The organism is Bacillus sp. SRB_331 (assembly GCF_003264175.1).
Lineage (GTDB): Bacteria > Bacillota > Bacilli > Bacillales > Bacillaceae_G > Bacillus_A > Bacillus_A mycoides.
This window is the reverse complement of the sequence record NZ_NADV01000079.1, coordinates 1-25,542: the sequence shown is the minus strand read 5'-3', so window position 1 is coordinate 25,542 and position 25,542 is coordinate 1. Positions and strand designations below refer to the sequence as shown.

Here is a 25,542-nt window from a genome sequence, read left to right as displayed (position 1 = left end):
ATTAAAAAAGATGGCTCCGATCGAATATCGGAACCACCTTTTAAGTGCTTGATTTTTCAGGGCTTTTTTATTAAACTGTCCATTTTATAGGGTACAGTTCACTATCGGTAGGAACCTTTTATTTTTAATGAATAATTTTACTTCCTTTTGCGTTCTCAACAAACTTTTCACTTGATTTGTTAATTGGTGTTTTCAGTAATAATGCAGCCACAACCATGATTACTACGAAAGCACTTAACACAAGTAAATCTCTAGTTACTATATCCCAAAGCATTCCACCTACTGTTTCACGAATTGCACTAATAGCATATGTGAATGGCAAGAACGGATAAATCGCTTGGAAGAATGGTGGTGTCATTTGAATTGGGAACGTACCGCCCGATCCTGCTACTTGTAGTACAAGTAAAATAATCGCCATCGATTTCCCAACGTTTCCGAAAATAGAAACGAGTGAGTATACGATACAAACAAATACTCCCCCAATAAATAAACTAAATAACACAAACCAGAACTTATCGACTACGTACGTACCGAGTAAGAATATATCTCCCATTGATACGATAAACGCTTGTGAAAGACCTATCGTTAAGAATGTTAATAAACGTCCGAAGTAAACTTCATGGCTCTTATAATTCGCGCCCTCTTCGTGTACTTCTACCGTTAATAATGAAACCATTAATAATGCGCCTACCCATAATGCAAGCACTGTATAGAATGGTGACATTGCTGAACCGTAGTTCGGCATTGCAAATAATTTATTCTCTTTTAAATTTACTGGATTTGCAAAGTAGTCACTTTGCTTTTCAACATCGTTTTTCAATAAGCGTATGATGTCTTTTATATCCTCTTCAGATTCAAAATCACGAATTTTATCTGCTAATTCTTTAATCTTTTTCTCAGTCTCCGGCATTTCAGCTTTAATGTCTGCTAATTTCTTTCTACCGTCTACTAAGCCTTTGGATGAATCTTCTAGTAATTTTTTAACATCTGGAAGCTTTTTGTCTGCATCATTTAAAATTTGAGTTGTATTTTTCGACATCTCTTTTGTACGAGCAATTGCTGTATTAAAGTTCGGAACAATTTCTGAATCATACGTGGACAATACATCTGCTAATTGAGCTGCTCCACCTTTTGCTGCATTGTTAATACTTTCAATTACATCTTTTGTAGGTTTCTGGCCATTGTTAAGAAGTGTAATCCCCTTATTCGTTGCCTCTACACCTTTTTGCAAACTGCTTTTCGCTTTATTTAATTTTGCAATTCCATTATTAAGGTTTTTATCACTATTTACATCCGCTAAAACCTTATTTGTGCTTTCTAGAACTGGAATCATATCATCAATTAAACCGATTCCAGATTGGAATTGACCATTTAAACTATTTAAAGCTACTTTCGTTGAATCTAAATCGTTAATACCTCTATTTTTTACATCTTCTTTCGCCTTTTGTAAATCAGCTTTTGCACCTTCAATGCCATTTTTTACTTTATCGTAATCTGCTTTTGCATTATCATATACTGCATTTGCATCAGCTTTAGCTTGATCTACTGTGCTAACTGCTTTTTTATAATCTGCTACAAATGTTTCATTGTAATCTTTTTCAGTTTGATCAATCAATGCATTTGCTGCATCTAATTTTTGATTCGCTACATCTGTTACATCTTTCTTTACTTCTTGTCCTGTACCGATAGCATTTACAATATCTTTAATACCATTGTTTGCATTTTCCATACCTTTTTTAACATTAGTTAAGTGATCCACTCGGTCTTTGAAAAAGCTATTTCCAAAATCAGTCGTCGCTGAATTTTGAAGTTCAGTAAAGAAATTAATAAGATATGAAATACCATCTGTACCAGTTTGTAATCGATCTGATACCGCATTTAAATCTTTCTTTGCTTGTTCTGGATCAAACTGACCATTTTGCAATCCATTTATAACACTTTTCCCATAAGCTGTTCCTGCACGTGATGAGCTTAAAACATTATTTACTGTTTGATTAATATTTTGCGCTATACTCTTATAACCATCACTATTCAACTTAGAAAGGTCTGGTCTTGCAGGAAATTCAGGTAATCCATTCATTCCAGACAAATCAGGAATATTTAAGTCTACACCTGGATTCATTAAAAAGTCAGTAAATGCAGCTGCACTATCCATAACGCCTTTTGCTGCTACTAAATCATTTCTTATCGTTCCTGGAGCATTCTTTAATGTTTGATCTTGTTTTGCAAAGAACTTATCTAAATTTGCCAACGCTTCTTGCCCATCATTTATTACACTCTCTACAACAGGTAGATCTTTTTGTGCTACTTTCACGATATCTTCTGCCCGAGTCGCATCATCTAACGCCTTATCCATAAGTGTATTCATTTCTGGGAACTGTGCTTCTAACTTAAAGACAAGATCCTTAATCTTCTCAATACTCGGTAAGTTAGTTTCTAAATCGATTCCAAGGTCATTGAAGATTTCAAAAATCTCACCGTTTGCTGTTTTAACAAAGTTTTTACTAACCTCTTCTGTAAGACCCGATGCACCTTTAGCTGTAATTTTCGGTGCAATCGCATTTACTTTTTCATTTACATAGTAATCAAGTTCTGGTTTCTGTGGATTTTCATTCAAGACCGTTGCAATCTTTTCAGAAAAATCTTTTGGAATAGTAATACTTGCGGAATAATCTCCACGCTCTACTCCATAAATTGCTTGCTTTTCATCAACAAACTTCCACCCGAAATTTTTGTCCTTCTTAAGTGAATCTACAATTTCTTCCCCGATGTTAATATCTTTCCCTCTTAAATTTGATCCAACATCTTGGTTAGAAACTGCAATTTGGATTCCTTTCGTATTTCCGTAAGGATCCCAAGAAGCTTTAATGTTAAACCATGCATATAACGATGGTAAAATCATTAACCCTAAAACAATAACAATTGCAGCCCAATGTTTGGCTACATTCCGTAAATCTGTCTTATAAATACGCCAAATTTGTTTCATAAAAGTTATCACCTAATTATATATTTTTCCTTCTTTAGAAAATGATACATACATTTTGTAATTATATCACCTTCTACATCGTGGATTAAACGAAAACATACTATTTTTCCCATTAAATATTTCACTTACTTCATTATATAACGAAGTAAAAAAAGTATGCATACAAAATGACCAAATTAGTTTTACATTCAATAATAACAAATATATAGGAAATGTCATAAAAAATACAAGTATTTTCTCTTGGGAATACTTGTATTTATCAAAAAACCCTCCCAGCTTTTCATTATCTGTGAGGGTTTCTTCTATTATATATCTAATTGTACTTCTACACCGAAATGGTCAGAAATTACATTTCGATTTGTTCCATTAAATATGACTTTTGAAGAAGTAACTGTTTTACTTTGATTGCTTAATATTAGGTCGATTCGTAAGTTTTGTTTATTTTCATCCCAACCAGCAATCTCACCTTGGACAGTTGTTCCTTCATCCTTCTTTATCGCTAGTTCATATGTGTCATATAAACCTTTTTGCATCATATACTCATAGCCCTCTCCTTCCAAACGAGCATTGTTATTAAAATCACCCATTAAGAAGGAAAGTTCATTGCTATTTACATGCTCCATTAAACGATCAACTTGGTCTTTGAATGATTCTTCTTCATCATTCCACCAGCCAAGATGGCAAGAATAAAACGTTATATTCTTATCATTATAAGCAATTGTTGCACTTACAATTTTGCGTGTTTTCCAATACGTTGTATCCTTATTTTCTGAGACAAAGAACGTATCTTCCTTTACAATGTTGTGCTTTGTTATAATTGCTAATCCTTCCTCGTACACATCATATCCAATATGAGAGAAATCCCAAATAATATTGTATTCTTTTACATTTAATGCTCTTAACTCTTCTAGCAGTAAAAGTCCAAAATTATCTTTTTTCTTGTTACCGCATACATTTTCAGCTTGTATAGACTGACTTACTTCTTGCAATGCGATCACATCATAATCTTCTTCTTGAATTACTTTAGCAAGATACTTTATTTTTTCAATTTGATTCTCTTCTTGCCAAGAGTGACAATTTAAAGTTAGCAATTTCATATTATTACGCACCTAACATATCTTGAATGTCTGACTTTAATACGTCAGCTTTCGGGCCATATACTGCTTGTACACCTTTATCTTTTACGATAAGTCCTAAAGCACCATTTTGTTTCCATTGTGCTTCTGGTGCAACAACATCTAAATCTTTTACTGTTACACGTAAGCGTGTCATACAAGCATCTACGTCAGCAATATTTTCTTTTCCACCTAATAAATCGATAACTTTTGTCGCTAATGAACCATCTTGTACGTTTCCTGTTCCTTCTGATGACTCATCTTCATTATCAATATAGTTACCCGCACGACCTGGTGTTGGTAAATTGAACTTTTTAATTAAGAAGTTGAATAATGTAAAGTTAAGACCGAAGAACACTAATGAAACGATAACGAAATTGATTAAATCTCTTGTTAAACCTGCGTTAACCATCATTGGTGTACGAGTAATTAACTCAATAAATCCAAATGCATGAACACGTAAGTTAATTAAATCTGCTAATGCGAATGCAAGTCCTGTTGTAATTGCATATACAACATATAATACTGGCGCAATAAACATGAACATGAATTCAATTGGTTCTGTTACACCTGTTAAGAATACTGCTAATGCAGCTGATAAGAACATTGGTTTATATTTTGCACGTTTTTCTTTATCAACATTACGGAACATCGCAAACGCAATCCCCATTAACGCTGCTGTTGAGCCGATAACTTGTCCAGCTTTGAAACGAGCTGGTACAACGTTATTTAACAAATCGTTATATGCTTTCGTATCTCCATTTGCTAATAAGTTATTTAAATCTGTAATCCATGCAAGCCATAATGGATCTTGTCCTGCTACAATTTGTCCAACTTTTGAACCAGTTAACATCGTATATGTTCCGCCTAGCTCTGTGTAGTTCATCGGAATCGTTAACATATGATGTAATCCAAACGGTAATAATAAACGTTCTAACGTTCCGTATACAAACGGTGCAATAACTGGCGCACTGTCTTTAGATGCTGCAATCCAGCGACCAAATTCATTTAATCCACTTTGGATAAATGGCCATACAAGTGATAATACAATCGCAGTGACTGTAGACCATACAATTACAACGAATGGTACGAATCGTTTTCCATTAAAGAATGCTAATGCTTGTGGCAGTTTATTATAGTTGTAGTATTTGTTATATAAAGTAGCTCCTAAGAAACCTGTGATAATCCCTACGAACACTCCCATGTTTAATGCTGGTGCACCAAGTACAGAAGTGAAATAATCTTTTACAAGTAAATCACCTGCTAATGATGAAGAAACTGTCGCTTTTGAATCCGCTAACATTTGAGCGTTTACGCCAAATATAGCTCCTGTAATTCTGTTTGTTAAGACGAATGCTAATAGTGCTGCAAATGCACCACCTGCTCGATCCTTCGCCCAAGATCCCCCAATTGCTACTGCGAATAAGATGTGTAGATTTGTAATAATTGCCCAACCGATGTCTTCCATTACTCGAGCAATGGTATGAACTGCGTTAACATCCCCAGCAGACATCCCAATTAACTTACCGATGGAAATCATTAAACCAGCTGCTGGCATTACAGCTACAACAACTAGTAACGCTTTCCCGAACTTTTGCCAAAAATCAAAAGACGTAATTTTCATCTGTTTTTCCTCCCCTTTATTTATAACAACATAATGATTTAAATTATAATTTCTGTTTCTCTTATGAAAACGATTCCTTATGTTTCTTTTTCTCTTTACGCAACCGTTTTCATAAATCTATTTTAATAAAAGCGTTTTCACATTGCAATAGAAATTTATTTTTTTTCATAAAAAAAGATGCTCAAGGAGCATCCTTTTTCATTATGAAATGCGATAAACCCTTGTTTCATAAGGTTTCAACGTGATTGTAGTTATTTGTTCATGTTCCGCAACTTCATAGTTATTTAAAAGCAAACGTTTGCGTTCTAATGCGAATAAACTCTCATTATACACAGATTCCTCTTTTGAGATATTACTAATTACAATGACTTTTTCATCCTGTAGCGTACGTGTATATGCATAAATTTGTGGATCGTCTTCTAAAAGTAAATCGTACGTACCGTAGTTCAGTACATCGTGCTCTTTTTTCAAGGCAATCATTTTCTTATAGAAATTGAAAATAGACTTTTCTTCATTTTTTTGCTTTTCAACATTAATTTCTTTGTAATTTGGATTCATGCCAAACCAAGGTGTACTTGTTGTGAAGCCAGCATTCATCTCATCGTTCCACTGCATAGGTGTACGTGAATTATCGCGGCAAGAAGCCCATATAATTTCCATCATATCTTGATGTGATACGCCCTCTGCAATTTTCTCACGATATAAATTTTTAATTGCTACATCATCGTAATCTTCAATATTTGGTAACTGAACATTTGTCATACCAATTTCTTGTCCTTGATAAATAAACGGTGTGCCGTGCATAAAGAAATACATCGCTCCTAAAGCCGTTGCACTTTCACGCCAATATTCTTTATCATTTCCCCAAGTAGACACAATACGTGGCTTATCATGATTTTCAATATATAAAGCATTCCATCCCTTATTTTCTAAACCTTTTTGCCACTTTGTTAATACTTTTTTCAACTCAACAACATCAAGATCTTTCTTCTTTTCTGCATCCCATAAGCTTAAATGCTCAAATTGGAATACCATATTGAATTTACCATTCTCTTCTCCAACCCAAAGATCAGCATCTTCAACTTTCACACCATTTGCTTCTCCAACAGTCATAATATCGTATTTAGCAAATGTGTTTTCTTTTAATTCTTCTAGTAATGGCTGAATACCATTTACATTCATATGTTTGTCAAAAGAAGGCACATACTTTAACCCTTTTGGGTTTGGCATATCCTTGAGGCCATCTTCTTTTTTTATATGACTAATCGCATCGACGCGGAAACCATCAATACCTTTATCAAGCCACCAATTAACAGTATCATATAAAACTTCACGAACTTCTTTATTCTCCCAGTTCAAATCTGGTTGTTTACGCGAGAATAAATGTAAATAATATTGCTCTGTCACTTCATCATATTCCCATGCAGAACCATTAAAGATACTTTCCCAATTGTTTGGTTCCGCGCCGTCGTTCCCATCCTGCCAAATATACCAATCACGCTTCGGATTGTCTTTAGAAGAACTTGATTCAATAAACCATGGATGCTCATCACTTGTATGATTAATAACTAAATCAATAATAAGCTTCATGTCACGCTTATGAACTTCATCTAGTAGCATATCAAAATCTTCCATCGTACCAAATTCATCCATAATATCTTGATAGTCACTAATATCATAACCATTATCGTCATTAGGTGATTTATACATTGGACAAATCCAAATTACATCTATACCTAAATCTTTTAAATAATCCAGCTTTGCAATAATCCCCTGTAAATCTCCAATACCATCACCATTTGAATCCATAAAGCTACGTGGATAAATTTGATAAGCGACAGCTTCTTTCCACCATGTCTTATTCATACTAATTCTCTCCTTTTGCATCCCATCGGATTTTTTATGCAAACGTTTTCGTAACACTATCATAACAAAATATGAATAGTTTGCAACTGTTTTCATTGAACTCTATGTAGTTTCCTTATTCTTATGCCTTATTTATTTCTCACAAAGATAAAGTGAAACTTTAATCGTTAAGGAGGTGTCCATTCCCCGCTGATTATTAGCCCTTACCAATCGAGCTTTTACGAGCAGCCCTATCTTCTTTGCTTCAGCCCGATTGTCTTACTTCTCGCAAATAACGGGATAAATCTAACCCTTCTCTTCTTCTCGTCCATGCGTGTTAAATACACTCTTCATATACTAATACAAGCTCATATTATTTCAGAAAGGAGATATAAATTGAAACAAACAAAATTAACTGGTCGTATCATCGTTCCCGCGGATCCTGGGTATGACATAGCCCGAATAAATTTAAATTTAAGCATTCCAAAATTTCCTTGTATTATTGTTTTTTGTCAAAATAAAAATGATGTGTGTAACGCCTTAAAATGGGCACGTGAGCGTCATATACCATTTCGCTTAAGAAGTGGACGACATAGCTACGAAAATTTCTCTCTTTTAAATGGCGGGCTTATTATTGATGTGAGTGAAATGAAGCAAATTACGGTTAGTACAGGAAAATTAACAGCAACAATTGAAGCGGGTGCACATCTTGGCACTGTGTATAAAGAACTTTGGAAATACGGTGTTACAATACCAGCTGGCACAAGTGCAAGTGTCGGAATTGTGGGGCTAACACTCGGCGGTGGCATTGGCATGCTTTCACGCTTATTTGGACTAACATGTGATCAATTAGTAGAAGTCGAAATGGTACAAGCGTGCGGAAAATTTGGTGCAAAAATCATTCGTGCAAATGAACAAGAAAACCCTAACCTATTTTGGGCATGCCGTGGCGGTGGCGGTGGAAATTTCGGAATTGTTACTTCCTTAACCTTTCGAGTCCACCCTATTAAAAACGTATCAATTTTCTCACTTACATGGGAATGGAAAGACTTTATTGCTGCATTTCAAGCTTGGCAAAACTGGGCACCTTATATAGATGAACGCCTCACTTCATCAATTGAATTATTCTCTAAACAACGAAATAAAATCGAGGTGAAAGGTGAATTTGTCGGCTCTCCTTCTGAACTCTATCATCTATTATCTCCTCTTCTTGAAACTGGTAATCCTTCTCTCTTTATAGATGAAGTCCCGTATATAAAGGCTGTTCAATTCTTTAATAGCGGAAATATTCCTAAAAAATTCAAACGCTCTGGTTCCTACGTATATAAACCTATCCCTCTTAAAGGTATTCAAATCTTACAATATTTTCTTTCTCATGCACCAAATAAAGATGCGAGTATTTGGCACCAATCACTCGTAGGTGCTGTAGAAAACATTTCGCCTAATGAAACAGCTTATTTCCACCGCAAGGCAATTATTGCTCAAGAATATATTACTTCTTGGAAATGCAACGATGAAGAAAATCGAAATATACGCTGGGTTAAAGATTTACGGGAAAGCTTAGATCCTTACACACTAGGAGACTATGTCAATTGGCCCGATATCGACATAAAAAATTGGCAAACTAGTTATTATGGCTCTAATTTTCAAAGGTTGCGTAAAGTGAAGACAGCATATGACCCTTGTAATGTTTTTCGTTTTCAACAAAGTATCCCACCCTTTCATACGTAAAAAAGGGGATAAAATAAAAAACCATCCAATATGCCGTTACCTCACAGCATGTTGGATGATTCAAGTTGATTTTCTATATCTTTTCAAATTATTGCTCCTACTCATAAACTTTCAATTACGGATTAATTGTATTTCTCATCATTTTTATGCAATGAATGTAATTTAATATTTGGTACTTTATCTTTTTCAATACCGCTATTATAAGCAACAGGAATTTGAAATTCGAATTGTTTTGTCTCATGTTTTTGTAAATAGACTGGTTTCGGTACTGGATAACCTTTTGAATTCTCGTTTGCATTATCATATAAAACAACTTTTAATGCCTGTGAATGATTACGATAATTTTTTAAAGTCACAATGCATTTTTGTTCGATACCCTCTCCATTTTTCTCCATTCTACACTGGCTATCTTCTTTTTTATATTCTATCGCCTCTACCCCTGTTTTTCCTGCGTAGTACCATGTTTTATTCAATGTATGGAGAATGTTATTTAAAATAAACGGCATCATTAAAATCAAAATACTAATGCCTACTACTTTTATCTTATTCATTGTTCTAAATGTACTAGATTTCTTTTTTACTAGCCATTTTAGAAGTAATATAAATGCGATTATATGTAGTACGAAAGAAACAATTAATATATTTGAAACTTTATAACCCATATAAATATATGTATATACCGGAACCTTATAGAAATTGAATAGTTTTTCCCCAATTAATTCATTGTCGTTTGGAATTTTTAATAATAACAAAACCCCTATACTGTAACAAATAGCTACTAATCGATCATACTCAATTCGAACCATTCCTTCTCCCCTTCCTTTTGCTTTTTTATTATCGATTTTAGCTATTATTACCATAATATACAATCATTTTATAGAGGATAACGTAAAAAAGTTCCTTATAAATATATAAAGAACCTTATTAATATACAATATGAATTAGAAAATCAATATGCAATTTTCACATAGAGATCTCCTCAAAATATGTTGGATTATGTATTGTAATTTTTTTATCCAGAATTGTAACAATACTATCGTTTTTTAATTGTTTTAATACGCCGCTAACCGTCTCTCGGGACGTCCCAGATATTTTTGATATTTCAATTGTTGTAAGTGGGCATGAAATTACAATCGTTTCGCCACTCTGTTCTCCTAAATCTTGCATTAAATAATTTAATGTTTGAATGACTCGATCTTGTGCATTAGGAATTGTAATATTTTGCACTCGATTTTCGTTTAGTTTTAATATTGATGATAATTGCTGAACAACGTACATTAATTGCGTCCTACTAGATTTCACCATATCTTCGAAAATTACTGCCGGAATATAATATACTTCTACATCTGTCATCGCTTCTGCCGTATAGTTATATCCTCTGTCTGTAAACATACCACCATAAGGAAAAATAGAATACCGCTTTACATAGTCATCATATAATAAATTTCCACTTTGATTTACCCGCTCTAACTTTACAAAACCATCTAACATGAAGTAAATTCTTTCTCTTGAATCCCCTTCTAAGAATAAAAATTGACCCTTTTTATAAGTTCGCCAATAGACAAACTCCGCCAAACCTTTCAATTTCTTTTCTGTTAAATGAGCAAATAATTCAAATTGTTTTAAGTCTTTAACTACGTTCCGTCTATTCATAAAATTCCCTCTCTCTTGCTGTATGTTGGAGCGAAAAATCAAGAAAGCGTATTCAAATTAAATTTTATCATAATTAACTTATATGTTAAGATTTCATCATGAAAACTTTATGAACAATGAGTACAAAAAATATTAATAAATAAAAAGAATGAAGTTACTAACTTCATTCTTTTTTTACTAATAAATAGCGCACACAATTATTTAAACATACATGCATACATTCTGTTTAGAAATAATAGTACCAGCTTTTTCTTCTAGTGCTTCATATACTTTTTCTAAAGACGTAATAATTGTTTTTCTTTTTGGATTTGTATTAACAAAATTAATAGCAGCTTCAATTTTTGGAAGCATACTTCCCGCAGCAAATTGTTTTTCCTCAATGTATTCTTCTAATTGATTCACTGTGACATGCTCTAATTTCTTTTGATTCAGTTGATTATAATTTACATACACATGATCAACTGCAGTTAAAATTACGAGCGTATCAGCATCTACTAATTCAGCTAATTTCTGCGCAGCGAAATCTTTATCGATAACCGCTTCAGTTCCTTTTAACCCTTCTTCGGAATCAATTACTGGAATTCCACCCCCACCAACAGCTATCACTATATTTCCATCCTCAACTAAAGAATTAATTACTTTATGCTCATGAATACTTACAGGCTTCGGTGATGGAACAACACGTCTCCACCCTCTGCCAGCATCCTCTTTAAACACTGCTTTTGTTTCTTCCATTAATCTTCTTGCTTCTTCTTCCGTATAAAAAGGACCAATTGGTTTAGTTGGATTTTTAAATGCCTCATCTTTTTCATCCACGACAACGCGTGTTATAACCGTTGCTACGTCTTTTTTTATATTCCGTTTTTTCAATGCCTTTTCAATCGCATTTTCCATCCAATATCCAATCATCCCTTGGCTCATTGCACCACAAGTATCTAATGGCATTGCAGGTGTCTTTTCCGTTTCTGCAGCTTTTTGCTGTAATAAAATATTCCCCACTTGCGGGCCATTTCCGTGCGCAATTACTATATCTACATCATTTTCCATTATTTTCACAAGTTGTTCCGCTGTTTTTTCTAATGCTTCTTGCTGTGCCCCTGCAGTAGCTTTTCCAGACTGTATCGCATTTCCCCCTAGTGCAACTACAATTTTTCTTCGTGCCATATTTCAGCCCTCCAGTTAATTTCGCTTTCACAGCGCTTTATAAAGTAATACTGCCTGTAATTAATCCATAAATCGCAAAGAATGCTAAAGCACCAATTGCTACCGATGATGCTAATTCCACTCGAGTAAATATTTGCTTCGAACTCTTTTGCTTTTGAACATTGTAAAAAATAAAAATACCTGGCGCATATAAGGTCATTGTTAATAATAAATACTCTAAACCAGCTGCATAAACTAACCACACACCATAAATACTTGCTATCAAACCAATTATTATATTTTTATTTCGATCCACTTCTTCAGACTTTAAGCTATGCTTCAGTTGATAAAATGCTGAAAAAGCATATGGGATTAAAATAGCTGAAGATGCTAAAGAGAATGCAAAGTTATACGCCTGATCGGAAACGACGAATGTTAATAAGAACATTTGAATTAAGCCATTTGTTATCCATAATGAATTTATTGGAGCCTTATTTTTATTTTCTTTTGCAAACCATTTTGGAAATACTCCGCCTTTAGCCGCCAAATATGGAATTTCAGATGCGAGTAAAGTCCAGCCTAACCAAGCACCTAATACAGAGATGACTAAACCTAAATTAATAAAGATAGCCCCCCATTTTCCAACAACACTTTCAAATAAATAAGCCATAGACGGATTTTTCAAATTAGCAATATCTGCTTGCTGCATAAGTCCAAGAGACAGTAATGTAATTAAAATGTAAATGATGAGTGTACCAATTAAGCCAATAACCGTTGCTTTCCCTACATCACTTCTATTTTTTGCTCGACTAGATAAAACAACAGCCCCTTCTACCCCAATAAACACCCATAAAGTTACAAGCATTGTACTTTTAACTTGGCTGCCAACCGCTCCCCATGAAAAAGAACCAGTTTGTCCCCAAAATCCATCTAGAAACGTATCAATATGAAACGCGAAGATTCCTATAACAATAAATACAAATACAGGTACTAATTTTGCGATTGTAGTTACTAAATTCACAAGTGCTGCTGATTGAACTCCACGTAAAATTAACATGTGAACACACCATAATAATACGCTTGCACCAATAATGGATGCTACATTTTGACCGCCCTCAAAGATTGGGAAGAAATACCCTAATGAAGAAAACAATAATGTACCGTAAGCTACATTACCAAGCCAGGCAGATAGCCAATATCCCCACGCACTATTAAATCCCATGAAATTACCAAATCCTGCTTTTGCATAGCTAAAAATACCGCCATCTAAATCTGGCCGTTTTACAGTTAGATTTTGAAAAGATAATCCAAGCGCAATCATCCCAATTCCTGTTATAACCCAACCAATAATAATGGCTCCAGCACCAGCACCTTTTGCCATATCACTTGCTAAATTAAATGCTCCACCGCCAATCATAGACCCCACTACAAGCGCCGTTAATGTAAACAACCCTAATTTCTTATCTTCATCCATTCCACTCACCTCTCTTTAATTGCAATAACAATACGAAAGCCATAGTAAATGATAGTGTCTAAAGGAGGAGAAAGAAGAAAGGAAGACTCCCTTTCTTCTTTACTCCATATTTCCTAAAGTAGCTGCCATAACCGCTTTAATTGTATGCATTCTATTTTCAGCCTGATCAAATACTTTTGAATGTTTACTGCGGAATACTTCGTCAGTTACCTCCATTTCCCTCAACCCATATTTCTCATAAACTTCCTCACCATACATCGTTTCAACATCATGGAATGCGGGTAAACAATGTAAGAAAATCACATTTTCATTTCCTGTTTCTTTAATCATTTTCATATTTACTTGATAAGGTTTCAATAACTTGACACGTTCAGCAAATTTTTCTTCCTCACCCATAGACACCCATACATCTGTATAAATTACATCTGCATTCGCAACAGCTTCTTCCACATTACTTGTTATCATTACCTGTTCATTATATTTTTTTGCTAAATCAATTACTTCTTGCTCTGGCCATAAAGATTCCGGTGTACAAATACGTACATCCATTCCAACGATCGCTCCACCAACTAGTAAGCTATTAGCAACATTATTTCGTCCATCTCCAACGTAAACGAGCTTCACATTTTTTAATTTCCCTACATGTTCTCTAATTGTTAATAAATCTGCAAGTGTTTGTGTTGGATGCCACATATCTGTTAATCCATTCCAAACCGGCACACCAGAATTTTGTGCTAAAGATTCTACAGTTTCATGATTAAATCCACGAAACTCAATTCCGTCAAACATGCGTCCTAACACTTTTGCTGTATCCTCTACGGATTCTTTTTTCCCAAGCTGAATATCACCTTTCCCTAAATATTCAGGGTTCGCCCCCAAATCTGTACATGCTACTGTAAATGCACATCGCGTACGAGTAGAGGTTTTTTCAAATAATAGCGCTACATTTTTACCTTCTAAATAATGATGCGGGACACCGTTTTTCTTTTTCTCTTTTAATTCTGCTGCTAAATCTAGAAAATATAATAATTCTTCTTGTGTAAAATCTTTTTCAGCTAGAAAACTTCTTCCTTTTAAATTTGATCTAGTCATTAACATACTTCATCCCTACTTTCTCCGTTATTTATACTAAATATCTTTACGAACAATTGGCATACTCATGCAACGTGGACCCCCACGACCACGAGATAATTCCGAACTTAGCACCTCAATGACTTCTATACCATGTTCCCGTAATAAAGTATTGGATACATAGTTGCGATCATATGTAACAACTACACCTGGCGCAATTGCTAATGTATTAGAACCGTCATTCCATTGTTCACGAGCGGAAGCAATTGCATCTCCTCCTCCACAAGGAATAAGAACTAATTCACTTAAACCTAATACCTCTTTTAATGCTGCCATTAAAGAAGTACGATGTGTAATTTTAAGAGTTTCCACATCTGGACCTTTTTCTAAAATATAAATATTCATATTTCCTTTTGGCCCTTGAATGGCTGGGTGAATTGTAAACTTGTCATAATCAACCATTGTAAACACTGTATCTAAATGCATAAATGCTCGGCATTTTGGAATTTCTATTGCTAACACTTTCTTAATCTTATTTTGTCGGCTAAAAAGATTTTTAGCTAAACGTTCAATTGCTTTAGCTGACGTACGGGCAGATACTCCAATTGCAATTGTTTCTTCATTTAAAATTAGCTCATCGCCACCTTCAATTGGAAACTTATAATCACGATCTAGCCAAATTGGCACATTGTGATTTGAAAATCTTGGATGATATTTAATGATGTACTCCATGAATAATGATTCACGTCTACGCGCCGGTTCTCTCATCTTATTTATCGTTAAGCCATCGCCCACGCTAGCTGCTGGGTCACGAGTAAAATATAAATTAGGCATTGGGTCTAAGTAAAACGGATAATGATCTTCCATTAATTCGTATAAATGTGTCTTCTTACTTGTTTCAATTTCGTTTTTCCGTACACCACCCATAATTTTTTGAATTAATTCTTCATTTGAAAAGGAAAGTAAATATTCTTTTAAAGTTTGATGTGCAACATTTACGTCAGCCTGTCCTTCTTCTAAAATACGATCAACAAATTCTTCTCGAAGTTTTTTATCTACTAATGCCTCAGCAGCTAGTTTTTCTAAATAAAGAACTTCAACACCCCGATTGCGTAATGTTTGTGCAAAATAATCATGCTCTTTTTGAATAATTGGTAAGTATGGAATATCGTCAAATAATAATTGTTGCAAATAATCTGGCGTTAAGTTTTCCACTTCTTTACCAGGTCGTTTTAATAACACCGTTTGTAATTCCCCAATTTCTGAAGTAACATGTATCGGATGCTTCATTTGTTGTACCTCCTTTTAAATATGTTTGATGTCTTACAAGTACATAATAAATGCTACGCGCTTTCATCTTTGTGAAAACATCCACATTATCATTGTGAAATATTAAACAAGTTATTTTTTTAAAATCATATAAATTTGTATTTTTATAACATTCCATCCCGCTTTTTCAATAAAAAAAATACATATATTACGCATATATGCTGAATATTTAACTTCCGTATTTTTAAAAAAATCCTGTTTTTAATTTTTATTAAAAACAGGATTTTGCATCTAAATAATTAAATTTAACCTTTCTTCTAAAATCTCCCTATCTGATTTCGACTGAGAAATTATAAGGCATGTATCATTTCCACATATACATCCTATTTTTTCTTTCCAATCTAACTCATCAAACAAAGCACCAATAACATGTGCATTACCGGGTAATGTTTTAATAACCATTAATTGATCTACACAATCAATTTTTACAACAACCTCTCGTAATTTTTTCTTTAACTTTATATCAGTTTGTAAATGCTCTTCTGAGAAAAATTTATATATCATTAATCCTTCTTGAGAAGGTACCTTCGTTAAGTTTAACTCACGAATATCTCGAGAAACTGTAGCTTGTGTTACTACTACATCTTTTTTTGCTAACAATTCTACTAATCTTTCTTGCTTCTCTATTTCATACTCCTTTACAAATTGTTTAATTAATCGTTGTCTTTTTTCTTTTTTCATAAAAGACACCCCTTTTAATATTATAGCTCGCTATAATTTTCATCCGAAAGGGACAGAAAAGAATGTTGCGGAAACGTTCATAGTTTATACTTTTTAACTGTAGATATTAAATCTAGCTAAAAAAAGAGAAGAACAGCATTCTGTTCTTCTCTTTTACATTGAAAATCGTTCAATGGTTTGTTTCAAGTCCGCTGCTTGCTTCTCTAAATCCTTTAATAATTGATCGATTACTACCATATTTTTAGATTGTTGCAACGTCACACGTGCCACTTCTTGTGAACCAGCTGATGTTTCCTCAGCAATTGCTGCTACAGCCTTCGTCTGTGCTCCTGTTTGATGAATGTGACTCACTTGTTCGTTCATATAGCTACTAATTTGCTTAGTTGCATCGGCAACTTCCATAATACTCGATGACATTTCTTTTAAAATTAATTCAGTAGCTTCTCCTCGTTTTGCCTCTTCTTTAGCTGTTTTCACTTGCTCCGTCATTTTCAATGCGACTTGTTGCACTTCCTCTTGCATATTTCGTAATAACTGCGATATATTTCTTGCAGAATGATCGCTTTCATCAGCAAGTTTACGTACTTCTTCAGCTACAACTGCAAAGCCCCTTCCATGCTCTCCAGCACGAGCTGCCTCAATAGAAGCATTTAATGCTAATAAATTCGTTTGACTAGCAATCTCACTCACAACAGAAACAATATGTTCTACTTGTTTCATTCGTTCTTCTAACTTCTGTACATTTTGCATCGAATCTTCATTCTCTTTTGCCAATGTTTGAATGCCTTGAATTAAAGAAGTAAAGACACGTGTACTTTGTCCTAAAGCTTGAACCATTTCTAAAGACAACTCGTCGGACTGTTTTGCTTTTTCTTCTACTTCACTCGCAATAGAGGTTGTTGTATCGACAGTTGAAACAATCGCCTGAATGGAAGCTGCTGATTGCTCGGCGCCAGAAGAAATCTCTGCAAGAGTTTCAGACACACCGCGTGCTTGCTTTGTCGCTTCCCATGTTTGTCTTCTAATTTGCTGAACTTGATTATTTGTATACGAAAATGTAGTATCGATATTTTTTACCATGCCCCTTAAGTTCCCTAGCATCATATTAAATGCAACACTTAAAGATTTAATCTCATCATCGGTCTTTGGCAATGGGACATCTTCACGAATATCACCTTCAGCCGCTTTCCTTGCTGCTTCTTCCAACTTTCGAAGTGGTTTAATTAAAAATATTGCTGCCCCATACGCTAAAATTCCAGACCATACTACACCTAATAACATAACGATAATATTATAAACAGTTTGACTTACATAACTTTGAAAATAATCATATATAACGTAAATGAAAATTAAACTTGTTGAATATGTAATTAAAGCTAAAACTGTAGTGAATAGCATAAGTTGTGTACGTAAGCCAAAAGAAAATGTTTTTCTTTCTTTTCCCATCTCTTCTTTCCCCCTTCTTATAAGCAATATAAGTACTACCTATATATTATTATCCATATTTTCGTTATAGAAAGATATAGGGATTTTAAAAACCATTATTTCTTTGAATATCAAATTATACGAAAAAAATAAAGGATTCTGACAATTTATGACTAATAACAGAAATACGGGGCAATATTTGTAAATATATTTTTGACTGGGGGTTTTGTATGATTCAAGTTCGAAATCTAGTAAAATCATTCGGATCACTTGATGTTTTAAAAGGAATTGATTTAGAAGTAAAAGAAAAAGAAGTTGTTGTTTTAATCGGCGCCAGTGGTTCCGGCAAAAGTACATTACTTCGCTGTCTTAACTTTTTAGAAATGTACGATGAAGGTGAAATTCACTTACAAGGTGAGCGAATTGATCCAAAGCATTCAAATTTAAACAAAGTCCGTGAAAATGTTGGTATGGTTTTTCAGCACTTTAACCTCTTTCCTCATATGACCTCACTAGAAAACATCATAGAAGCACCTATTCACGTAAAAAAATTGGAGACAGCAAATGCAAAGGAGATTGGAAATCAACTCCTACAAAAAGTCGGCCTACAAGATAAAGCAGATGTAACTCCCCACCTCCTTTCCGGTGGTCAAAAACAACGAATTGCGATTGCACGAGCTCTTGCCATGAATCCTAAAATTATGCTATTTGATGAACCTACCTCAGCTTTAGACCCTGAACTTGTTGGAGAAGTGTTGCAAGTTATGAAAGAACTTGCTGAAGAAGGAATGACAATGGTCATTGTTACTCATGAAATGAATTTTGCAAGAGATGTAGCTGACCGCGTTATCTTTATGGATGACGGGAAAATTGTAGAGGATGCTTCACCAGCGCAATTTTTTTCCGCTCCATCGCATGAACGGGCAAAGCAATTTTTACGCAACGTTTTATAATGTAACTTCTGTTTCAAATGAAAAGAAATACATTCATACGGTGCACAACTAATTGTCCAAATAAAATATCTCAGTAACATACTTAAAACCATCCGTATGATCAATATATAGGAGGGGTTTTATGAAAAGAAAACTATTAACCATTGTTGCGAGTATTACATTATGTACATCCTTCATACTAGGAGCCTGTAGTAAGGAAAGTGCTACTACTTCATCTAATGGTGAAAAGGAATTTCGTTATGCGATGAGTGGTTTATACAAACCTTTTAACTATAAAGAAAATGACGGGAAACTTGTCGGTTTTGATGTAGAAATAGGTGAAGCTCTCGCGAAAAAGATGGGAATGAAACCTGTTCCTGTTACAAATCCTTGGGAAACATTGATTCAAGGTCTACAATCAAAAAAATATGATGTGATATTAGGAAGTATGGCAATTACAGAAGAGCGATTAAAAGCCGTGAATTTCTCAAATCCATATTATCGCTCTGGTGCACAAATTTTTGTAGCTAAAGAGAATACATCTATCTCTTCTCCAGAGGACTTGAAAGGTAAAAAAATAGGTGTTGTAAAAGCAAGTACTTTCAAAACCCTTGTTGCAAAATATACAGATCAAATTACAGAATATGATAGTGATATTACTGCACTTATGGACTTAGAACCAGGACGTGTAGACGCAGTTATTACTGATCAAATGGTTGGTCTTCGTATGATTAAAGAAGGTAAATCAAATATAAAAGACGCTGGAAAACCGTTAAACCTTGATGAAATGGGAATTGCTATTCATAAAGACAATAAAGACATGGTCGAAAAGGTAAATAAAGCGCTAGATGAAATCATTAAAGACGGCACGTATGAAAAGATTAGTAAGAAATGGTTTGGGCGTAATATTCTTGGAGACGAGGCAAAAACAAAGTAAGTTAGCCATTTAGAGATTTCATAAATCATGCCCCACTAAAATCCATACAATATGAGGTGACACATATGTTTGAAATTTTTATCTCTACCTATCCCACACTCTTAAAGGCTACTATTGTCACATTACAATTAACATTAACATCCCTATTACTCGGTTCACTAATTGGATTACTAGTCGCTTTCTTTCGAATCTCTAACAATAAGGTTTTAAATAGTATTGCTCATGTATACATCGCCATTATTCGTGGTACACCTTTAATTGTTCAAATCGCGATTCTCTATTTTGGGATTACATCCGTTGTTGTTTTTACCCCTTTTTGGGCAGGAGCAATTGCTTTAGCAATTCATAACGGTGCATATATTACTGAAATTTTCCGCGGATCCATTCAGTCCGTTGACCGTGGACAATTGGAAGCTGCTCGCTCTTTAGGGATGCCTTACCCTTTAGCGATGCGCCGGATTATATTACCACAAGCATTTCGTCTGTCTCTTCCCCCTCTAGGGAACCAATTTATTATTGGATTAAAAGATTCTTCACTTGTCGCTTATGTAGGAATGTCCGAATTATGGGGATCCGGTTTATCAATTGCCGCAGGTAACTTCCAGCAATTAGATACATATATCATTGTTGGTGTATACTATCTCGCACTAGTTCTTCTATTTACTTATCTTGTTAGTCTTCTAGAAAAACGACTACAACGAAAAGAAAATAACTCTGTCCAGGTCAAGACGAAGAACAAGAAAGAAGTCTCTTTATAACAAAAAGCAAGCTCTAAGAGAGCTTGCTTTTTCATCGTAAGATATGTCTATTATTGATTTACTTTTTTTATAGTCTCTTTTTCCTCTATATGTTCCTCACGATATGAAATATTATGAGGATCCAATCCATTTCCTAAAGAACCATAGAAATGCTCCCTATGCGGATCAACTAATTCACTTCCGTGATAATACACACGTGGTGTATTCCAAAGTGCTGCCAAAGCTTTTGTCATCGGCATTTCGTGATAGCGTTCCGGCCACATTTCTTTAATTTTATCTTTTACTAATGGATAGTATTTAGAACTCATAGCAGGAAACAGATGATGTTCTGTATGGTATGAGAAATTGAAATGTAAAACGTCTACCCAGCGCGGTACTGTTACTGATAAACAGTTTGCTAAAGGATCATTTACTGGAACAATAGGATTTAAGCGGTGATTTGTTGCGATATACGCCATTACAATAAAGTTAGCAATTAACAACGGAATCACGTATGCAAAGAACCACTTTGTAGGTCCCATAATAAACAATAAACTAATCCAAACTGTCCAGGGCAAAAGAAGTTGAAGCCATACAGATTTTTGATTGGATGACTTAAATTCTTTTATAAAATGAAAGAACATTCGAGTCGAATGTAACGTAAATTGAATTGTTAGTGACAGGAAACTAAAGAATGAACGTACATGAAGAGGCATGCGATATACCCAACTCAAAAACTTACTCTTTTTCAGTTTCTCAAATGTCGGCCATGCATCTGGATCATTCTCTTCATGCTGTGTGTGAACATGATGCGTTGCATTATGCCACTTTCTCCAAAGTTTTGGGCCAGTTGATAATGGCATAAATGCTATCGCACCTAAAAAATCACGAAGCCATGCCTTTCTTACAACTGTTCCATGTAAAATTTCATGTCCTAAAAATCCAAGTGAAGCAAAACATAATCCAAGAACAATTGCAATTCCTAGATTTGCCCACACATTCAATTCAAATACACCGATCGTTATTAAACCAGCCAATGCCACAAGTAAATAAGCCAGTCCACCAAATAATCGATTAGGAACTGGTTTAAATGCTTTTTTCGGCAAATGTGGTGCTACACGTGCTGCATACCACCCAAACGTATGAAGCTCCTTCATCCTTTTGCCCCTTTCTTATGCCGCGCCCCGCGCAACTTGCATATATCAATTCTTGCTTCCAGATTGATTTTACTACGTGATCCAAAAAGCATTTATCATAAGGAAAATATACTCACTCTATCGTCACTTAACTTTCGCTTTTATTATCAATGAAAAACATTTCTCTTTTTACTCTCTATCAACCTTTCCACATGATGAATCATAACAATAGAATTTCTATATTGTCAACAACTTTTATGACCTAGTAATAAAAGTTGGTTATATTTTTATAATTATACTTTATTTCACTAAAGAAAAAGCATAGATTTCATAAGGCTTTATCAGGTATATATACATATCCACTTAAACAATATAGACTCTATCTTATTCAAGAACTCTCTATGTAATCAACAAATGGAATCACTTGAATTTAGCTTTATATAAATCCTACTTCTTCATACTGCCCCAATAAAATAATTATATTAAAATATTTTTTCTTTCGTTTAGTAAAAATAGAACGCTACGAAAACAACATACATGAATTCCATATAATATGGAAATATTAAAAGGAAAATTGTTCTAATTTGGAGGTTTTCAAAATGACAGATGACACATTTCCGCAGTTACCATCATCCTATTGGATTGAATCTACTCAATTTCCTACTTTTCCTCATTTATCCGAAAATATAAAGACAGAAGTTGCTGTTATCGGAGCTGGTATTACAGGCATTACCACCGCCTATTTACTCGCTAAAGAAGGAATGAAAGTCGTTTTAATTGATTCTGGTTCTGTTTTAAATGGAACAACTGGGCATACAACCGCAAAAGTAACAGCTCAACATGATCTTATTTATGATGAATTAATAAACAATTTTGGTGTTGAAAAAGCTCAACTTTACTACGAATCAAATAGTAAAGCTCTACAATTCATAAACGAGACTGTACAAACATATAAAATCGACTGTAATTTCACAAATGAAGATTCGTATTTATATACAACTACCAATAATGGCCTGCGAAATTTAACGAAAGAATATGAAGCCTATCAAAAATTAAATATTCCTTGCGACTATGTTCAATCCCTGTCGATTCCTATTCCCATACAATCTGCACTTGTGATGAAAAATCAAGCGCAATTTCATCCCCTCCTTTATTTAAAAGTACTTTTAGAAAAGTTTGTGGAGATGGGCGGAAAGGTTTATGAGCAAACAACAGCTATTGATGTGGAAAAAGGAGATTATCCACAAGTAATTTCAAAGGGTGACCATCGCATCACTTGTAAATATATTGTCTCTTGTTCACATTTTCCTTTTTATGATGCTAATAGCTTTTTCTTTACGCGAATGTACGCAGAACGCTCCTATGCCCTCGCAATAAAAGCAAAAACGGATTATCCAGGGGGCATGTATTTAAGTATCGATGATCCAAAACGCTCCATACGTTATACGACAAGCAATGGAGAAAAGTTGATATTGATTGGCGGAGAGAGCCATAAAACAGGCCAAGGAATAAATACGATGCTTCATTACGAAGCACTCTATTCTTTTGCTGAAGCAACTTTTGGAGTAAATGAAGTTCCCTATAGATGGTCAGCACAAGATTTAATCACGCTAGATAAGCTTCCTTATATCGGACATATTAACGAAAGGAATCCAAATATATTTGTGGCAACTGGATATCGTAAATGGGGAATGACGACTGGAACTGCAGCAGCTCATTTACTGAAGGACTCCATTCTAAAAGTCCACAGTCCATATAAAGAACTGTTTGCACCATCACGCTTTCATGCAAATCCAGATATAAAAACTTTCCTCTCTCAGAACATTGATGTTGCTAAACACTTAATTGAAGGAAAAATTGAAACCGCATTACGTAAGCCAGAAGATCTTGAAGTTGGCGAAGGATCTGTTGTACATGTCAACGGTAAACGAGCAGGTGCTTATAAAGATAAAGAAGGAAAATTACATATCGTCGATACAACTTGCACACACCTCGGCTGTGAAGTTGAATGGAATAACGGTGATTGTACTTGGGATTGCCCTTGTCACGGTTCCCGTTTTTCAATTGATGGGGATGTTATGGAAGGTCCAGCAGATCAACCATTAAAGCGAGTTGATAACGAATAAAAAAACAAAGAAGTTCAACGGGAATCCTGTTGAACTTTTTTTTTCATGACACCTTTTCATATAAATTTCGACATACGCAGGGAAATATTAACATTAAATAAAATAATATATTCATCTACAAATAAAAGGAGTGAATACTATGCAACCTTCTGCTCCACCTCATCTAGAATCTACAGAAACTATCTTTTCAAGTTCTATTACAAAACTTGTTGTTTTTATTTGTTGGCTAGCCATTCTAGCTGACGGATATGATTTAGGTATTTACGGCGCCGTTCTGCCAAAGCTCCTAGAAGACAAAAGCTGGGCACTATCACCAGCCCACGCTGGAACAATTGCCAGCTATGCTTTATTTGGGATGTTTATTGGTGCTATTCTAGTTGGAACCATTACAGATCTAATTGGACGAAAATGGACACTTATATGCTGTTTAGCCCTTTTTTCTATCACAATGGGCTTAGCTGCAATTGCTCCTTCTCCTGAATTATTTGGGTTATCTCGATTTATCGGAGGAATCGGATTAGGCGGTGTTATCCCAACGGCTTCAGCACTTACTGTTGAATATTCACCAAAAAAACGGCAATCTTTTATTTATGCTCTTATGTTTACCGGCTATCCTTTAGGTATCGTGTTAGGCGCTATTTTATCCATGTTTATGCTAGAAGATTTCGGATGGAGAATTATGTTTGGCATCGGAATGATTCCGCTACTCCTCATTCCTTTCATTATTCGTTATTTACCTGAGTCCATTCAATTTTTATTATCGCGAAATCGACAAGAAGAAGTGAATAAAATTCTTAATCGCTTTCAAATTGAATTCCATGTAAAAGATGAAATTCCTGAAACACCATCTAATATACAAAAGAAAAATGGATTTCTTACGTTATTCTCAAAAGATTACATAAAAGCAACACTACTTTTTTGGCTCACTTATATAATGGGAATGTTTTTAATATACGGTTTAAATACTTGGCTACCACAGATGATGCGCCAGGCAGGATACCCTCTTGGATCTAGTTTATCATTTCTACTTATACTAAATATTACTGCAGCTATCGGTGCATTATTTGCTGGGGCGATTGCCGATCGTATAGGAGCAAAAATTGTTATTAGTATCTCCTATCTTATGGCAGCCATATGTATTGGACTATTAACAATTAAAGCATCTGTTACAATCATTTATCTTTTAATTGGTCTTGCTGGAATTGGATCAGTCGGTATTACTCAAATATTAAATGCTTATGTAACACAATACTTCCCATCACATATACGAGCTACCTCCTTAGGCTGGGGACTTGGACTTGGCCGAGTTGGTGCGATTGCTGGCCCTATTCTTGTCGGTATTATTATGACAATTCAATATGACTTGGCGTGGAATTTTTACTTATTCTCCTTTGCAGGTCTTATCGCAGCTATATCTGTTTTCTTTATTCCTACAAAATAAAGTGAAACTTTAATCAGCCCTCACCAATCGGGCGTTTACGGGCAGTTGACCTCCCACCTAACTTCTTCGCTCCAGCCGAATCTTGAGGTGGGAGTCTTACTGCCCGTTAATGCGGGATAAAAAAGAGCACAAACTTAAAATGTACCCTATAGAATA

At 34.7% G+C, this 25,542-nt stretch carries 19 protein-coding genes and 1 pseudogene; 6 read left to right on the top strand and 14 right to left on the bottom strand.

The window, feature by feature from the left end:
* Positions 1-124 precede the first annotated feature (124 nt).
* From B5P42_RS30895 to B5P42_RS30880, 4 genes are all read right to left on the bottom strand, one after another.
* Positions 125-2,986, bottom strand: coding sequence for a YhgE/Pip domain-containing protein (locus B5P42_RS30895; RefSeq protein ID WP_113736037.1), 2,862 nt, complete (start codon positions 2,984-2,986; stop codon positions 125-127).
* A gap of 305 nt (positions 2,987-3,291) precedes the next feature.
* A complete protein-coding gene (locus B5P42_RS30890) occupies positions 3,292-4,083 on the bottom strand; it encodes an endonuclease/exonuclease/phosphatase family protein (protein WP_113736036.1) in 792 nt (263 codons plus the stop codon).
* A gap of 4 nt (positions 4,084-4,087) precedes the next feature.
* Positions 4,088-5,725 (bottom strand): PTS transporter subunit IIBC, encoded by a 1,638-nt coding sequence (locus B5P42_RS30885; protein ID WP_113736035.1) that lies wholly within the window; start codon positions 5,723-5,725, stop codon positions 4,088-4,090.
* 201 nt (positions 5,726-5,926) lie between these two features.
* A complete protein-coding gene (locus B5P42_RS30880; protein WP_113736034.1) occupies positions 5,927-7,591 on the bottom strand; it encodes a glycoside hydrolase family 13 protein in 1,665 nt (554 codons plus the stop codon).
* 375 nt (positions 7,592-7,966) lie between these two features.
* Here B5P42_RS30880 and B5P42_RS30875 point away from each other — a divergent pair, with 375 nt between their 5' ends.
* On the top strand, positions 7,967-9,301 hold the full coding sequence (locus B5P42_RS30875) for an FAD-binding oxidoreductase (protein ID WP_113736033.1): 1,335 nt from the start codon (positions 7,967-7,969) through the stop codon (positions 9,299-9,301).
* A gap of 122 nt (positions 9,302-9,423) precedes the next feature.
* Here B5P42_RS30875 and B5P42_RS30870 read toward each other — a convergent pair whose 3' ends face one another.
* From B5P42_RS30870 to B5P42_RS33580, 9 genes and pseudogenes are all read right to left on the bottom strand, one after another.
* The gene (locus B5P42_RS30870) at positions 9,424-10,107 is read right to left on the bottom strand and encodes an ABC transporter permease (RefSeq protein WP_113736032.1); all 684 of its coding nucleotides are present in this window, start codon (positions 10,105-10,107) and stop codon (positions 9,424-9,426) included.
* A gap of 157 nt (positions 10,108-10,264) precedes the next feature.
* Entirely contained in the window at positions 10,265-10,954 is a 690-nt protein-coding gene (locus B5P42_RS30865) for a Crp/Fnr family transcriptional regulator (protein WP_088031691.1), read from the bottom strand.
* A 201-nt stretch (positions 10,955-11,155) separates the two neighbouring features.
* The gene (gene arcC / locus B5P42_RS30860) at positions 11,156-12,118 is read right to left on the bottom strand and encodes a carbamate kinase (RefSeq protein WP_002139469.1); all 963 of its coding nucleotides are present in this window, start codon (positions 12,116-12,118) and stop codon (positions 11,156-11,158) included.
* Between the two features lie 37 nt (positions 12,119-12,155).
* Positions 12,156-13,571 (bottom strand): arginine-ornithine antiporter, encoded by a 1,416-nt coding sequence (arcD, locus tag B5P42_RS30855; protein ID WP_113736031.1) that lies wholly within the window; start codon positions 13,569-13,571, stop codon positions 12,156-12,158.
* A gap of 99 nt (positions 13,572-13,670) precedes the next feature.
* Positions 13,671-14,669: an ornithine carbamoyltransferase gene (argF, locus tag B5P42_RS30850; protein ID WP_113736030.1), complete on the bottom strand. Its 999-nt coding sequence runs from the start codon at positions 14,667-14,669 to the stop codon at positions 13,671-13,673.
* A gap of 30 nt (positions 14,670-14,699) precedes the next feature.
* On the bottom strand, positions 14,700-15,932 hold the full coding sequence (gene arcA / locus B5P42_RS30845) for an arginine deiminase (protein ID WP_113736029.1): 1,233 nt from the start codon (positions 15,930-15,932) through the stop codon (positions 14,700-14,702).
* 270 nt (positions 15,933-16,202) lie between these two features.
* Complete coding sequence (argR, locus tag B5P42_RS30840; RefSeq protein WP_113736028.1) at positions 16,203-16,652, bottom strand: arginine repressor; 450 nt, start codon at positions 16,650-16,652, stop codon at positions 16,203-16,205.
* 153 nt (positions 16,653-16,805) lie between these two features.
* Complete coding sequence (locus tag B5P42_RS30835; protein ID WP_407707207.1) at positions 16,806-17,732, bottom strand: methyl-accepting chemotaxis protein; 927 nt, start codon at positions 17,730-17,732, stop codon at positions 16,806-16,808.
* Between the two features lie 15 nt (positions 17,733-17,747).
* A pseudogene (locus B5P42_RS33580) lies at positions 17,748-17,933 on the bottom strand (HAMP domain-containing protein); the annotation flags it as partial.
* 374 nt (positions 17,934-18,307) lie between these two features.
* Here B5P42_RS33580 and B5P42_RS30830 point away from each other — a divergent pair.
* The 3 genes from B5P42_RS30830 to B5P42_RS30820 all read left to right on the top strand — a co-directional run bounded on the left by B5P42_RS30830 (position 18,308) and on the right by B5P42_RS30820 (position 20,704).
* A complete protein-coding gene (locus B5P42_RS30830; RefSeq protein WP_002113623.1) occupies positions 18,308-19,030 on the top strand; it encodes an amino acid ABC transporter ATP-binding protein in 723 nt (240 codons plus the stop codon).
* A 121-nt stretch (positions 19,031-19,151) separates the two neighbouring features.
* Positions 19,152-19,946, top strand: coding sequence for an ABC transporter substrate-binding protein (locus B5P42_RS30825; protein ID WP_113736026.1), 795 nt, complete (start codon positions 19,152-19,154; stop codon positions 19,944-19,946).
* A gap of 65 nt (positions 19,947-20,011) precedes the next feature.
* The gene (locus B5P42_RS30820; RefSeq protein ID WP_002113621.1) at positions 20,012-20,704 is read left to right on the top strand and encodes an amino acid ABC transporter permease; all 693 of its coding nucleotides are present in this window, start codon (positions 20,012-20,014) and stop codon (positions 20,702-20,704) included.
* A gap of 50 nt (positions 20,705-20,754) precedes the next feature.
* Here B5P42_RS30820 and desB read toward each other — a convergent pair whose 3' ends face one another.
* Positions 20,755-21,840: a Delta(10) desaturase DesB gene (gene desB / locus B5P42_RS30815; RefSeq protein WP_002091268.1), complete on the bottom strand. Its 1,086-nt coding sequence runs from the start codon at positions 21,838-21,840 to the stop codon at positions 20,755-20,757.
* 578 nt (positions 21,841-22,418) lie between these two features.
* Here desB and B5P42_RS30810 point away from each other — a divergent pair.
* Both B5P42_RS30810 and B5P42_RS30805 read left to right on the top strand, forming a co-directional pair.
* Positions 22,419-23,945: an FAD-dependent oxidoreductase gene (locus tag B5P42_RS30810; RefSeq protein ID WP_113736025.1), complete on the top strand. Its 1,527-nt coding sequence runs from the start codon at positions 22,419-22,421 to the stop codon at positions 23,943-23,945.
* A gap of 139 nt (positions 23,946-24,084) precedes the next feature.
* Positions 24,085-25,386: an MFS transporter gene (locus tag B5P42_RS30805; protein ID WP_113736024.1), complete on the top strand. Its 1,302-nt coding sequence runs from the start codon at positions 24,085-24,087 to the stop codon at positions 25,384-25,386.
* Positions 25,387-25,542: the final 156 nt, after the last annotated feature.

Excerpts from the sequence above, each read along its gene's own strand:
- B5P42_RS30895 (WP_113736037.1), bottom strand. The coding sequence starts at position 2,986 with ATGAAACAAATTTGGCGTATTTATAAGACAGATTTACGGAATGTAGCC.
- B5P42_RS30890 (WP_113736036.1), bottom strand. The coding sequence starts at position 4,083 with ATGAAATTGCTAACTTTAAATTGTCACTCTTGGCAAGAAGAGAATCAA.
- B5P42_RS30885 (WP_113736035.1), bottom strand. The coding sequence starts at position 5,725 with ATGAAAATTACGTCTTTTGATTTTTGGCAAAAGTTCGGGAAAGCGTTA.
- B5P42_RS30880 (WP_113736034.1), bottom strand. The coding sequence starts at position 7,591 with ATGAATAAGACATGGTGGAAAGAAGCTGTCGCTTATCAAATTTATCCA.
- B5P42_RS30870 (WP_113736032.1), bottom strand. The coding sequence starts at position 10,107 with ATGGTTCGAATTGAGTATGATCGATTAGTAGCTATTTGTTACAGTATA.
- B5P42_RS30865 (WP_088031691.1), bottom strand. The coding sequence starts at position 10,954 with ATGAATAGACGGAACGTAGTTAAAGACTTAAAACAATTTGAATTATTT.
- arcC (WP_002139469.1), bottom strand. The coding sequence starts at position 12,118 with ATGGCACGAAGAAAAATTGTAGTTGCACTAGGGGGAAATGCGATACAG.
- arcD (WP_113736031.1), bottom strand. The coding sequence starts at position 13,571 with ATGGATGAAGATAAGAAATTAGGGTTGTTTACATTAACGGCGCTTGTA.
- argF (WP_113736030.1), bottom strand. The coding sequence starts at position 14,669 with ATGTTAATGACTAGATCAAATTTAAAAGGAAGAAGTTTTCTAGCTGAA.
- arcA (WP_113736029.1), bottom strand. The coding sequence starts at position 15,932 with ATGAAGCATCCGATACATGTTACTTCAGAAATTGGGGAATTACAAACG.
- argR (WP_113736028.1), bottom strand. The coding sequence starts at position 16,652 with ATGAAAAAAGAAAAAAGACAACGATTAATTAAACAATTTGTAAAGGAG.
- B5P42_RS30835 (WP_407707207.1), bottom strand. The coding sequence starts at position 17,732 with ATGGTAAAAAATATCGATACTACATTTTCGTATACAAATAATCAAGTT.
- B5P42_RS30830 (WP_002113623.1), top strand. The coding sequence starts at position 18,308 with ATGATTCAAGTTCGAAATCTAGTAAAATCATTCGGATCACTTGATGTT.
- B5P42_RS30825 (WP_113736026.1), top strand. The coding sequence starts at position 19,152 with ATGAAAAGAAAACTATTAACCATTGTTGCGAGTATTACATTATGTACA.
- B5P42_RS30820 (WP_002113621.1), top strand. The coding sequence starts at position 20,012 with ATGTTTGAAATTTTTATCTCTACCTATCCCACACTCTTAAAGGCTACT.
- desB (WP_002091268.1), bottom strand. The coding sequence starts at position 21,840 with ATGAAGGAGCTTCATACGTTTGGGTGGTATGCAGCACGTGTAGCACCA.
- B5P42_RS30810 (WP_113736025.1), top strand. The coding sequence starts at position 22,419 with ATGACAGATGACACATTTCCGCAGTTACCATCATCCTATTGGATTGAA.
- B5P42_RS30805 (WP_113736024.1), top strand. The coding sequence starts at position 24,085 with ATGCAACCTTCTGCTCCACCTCATCTAGAATCTACAGAAACTATCTTT.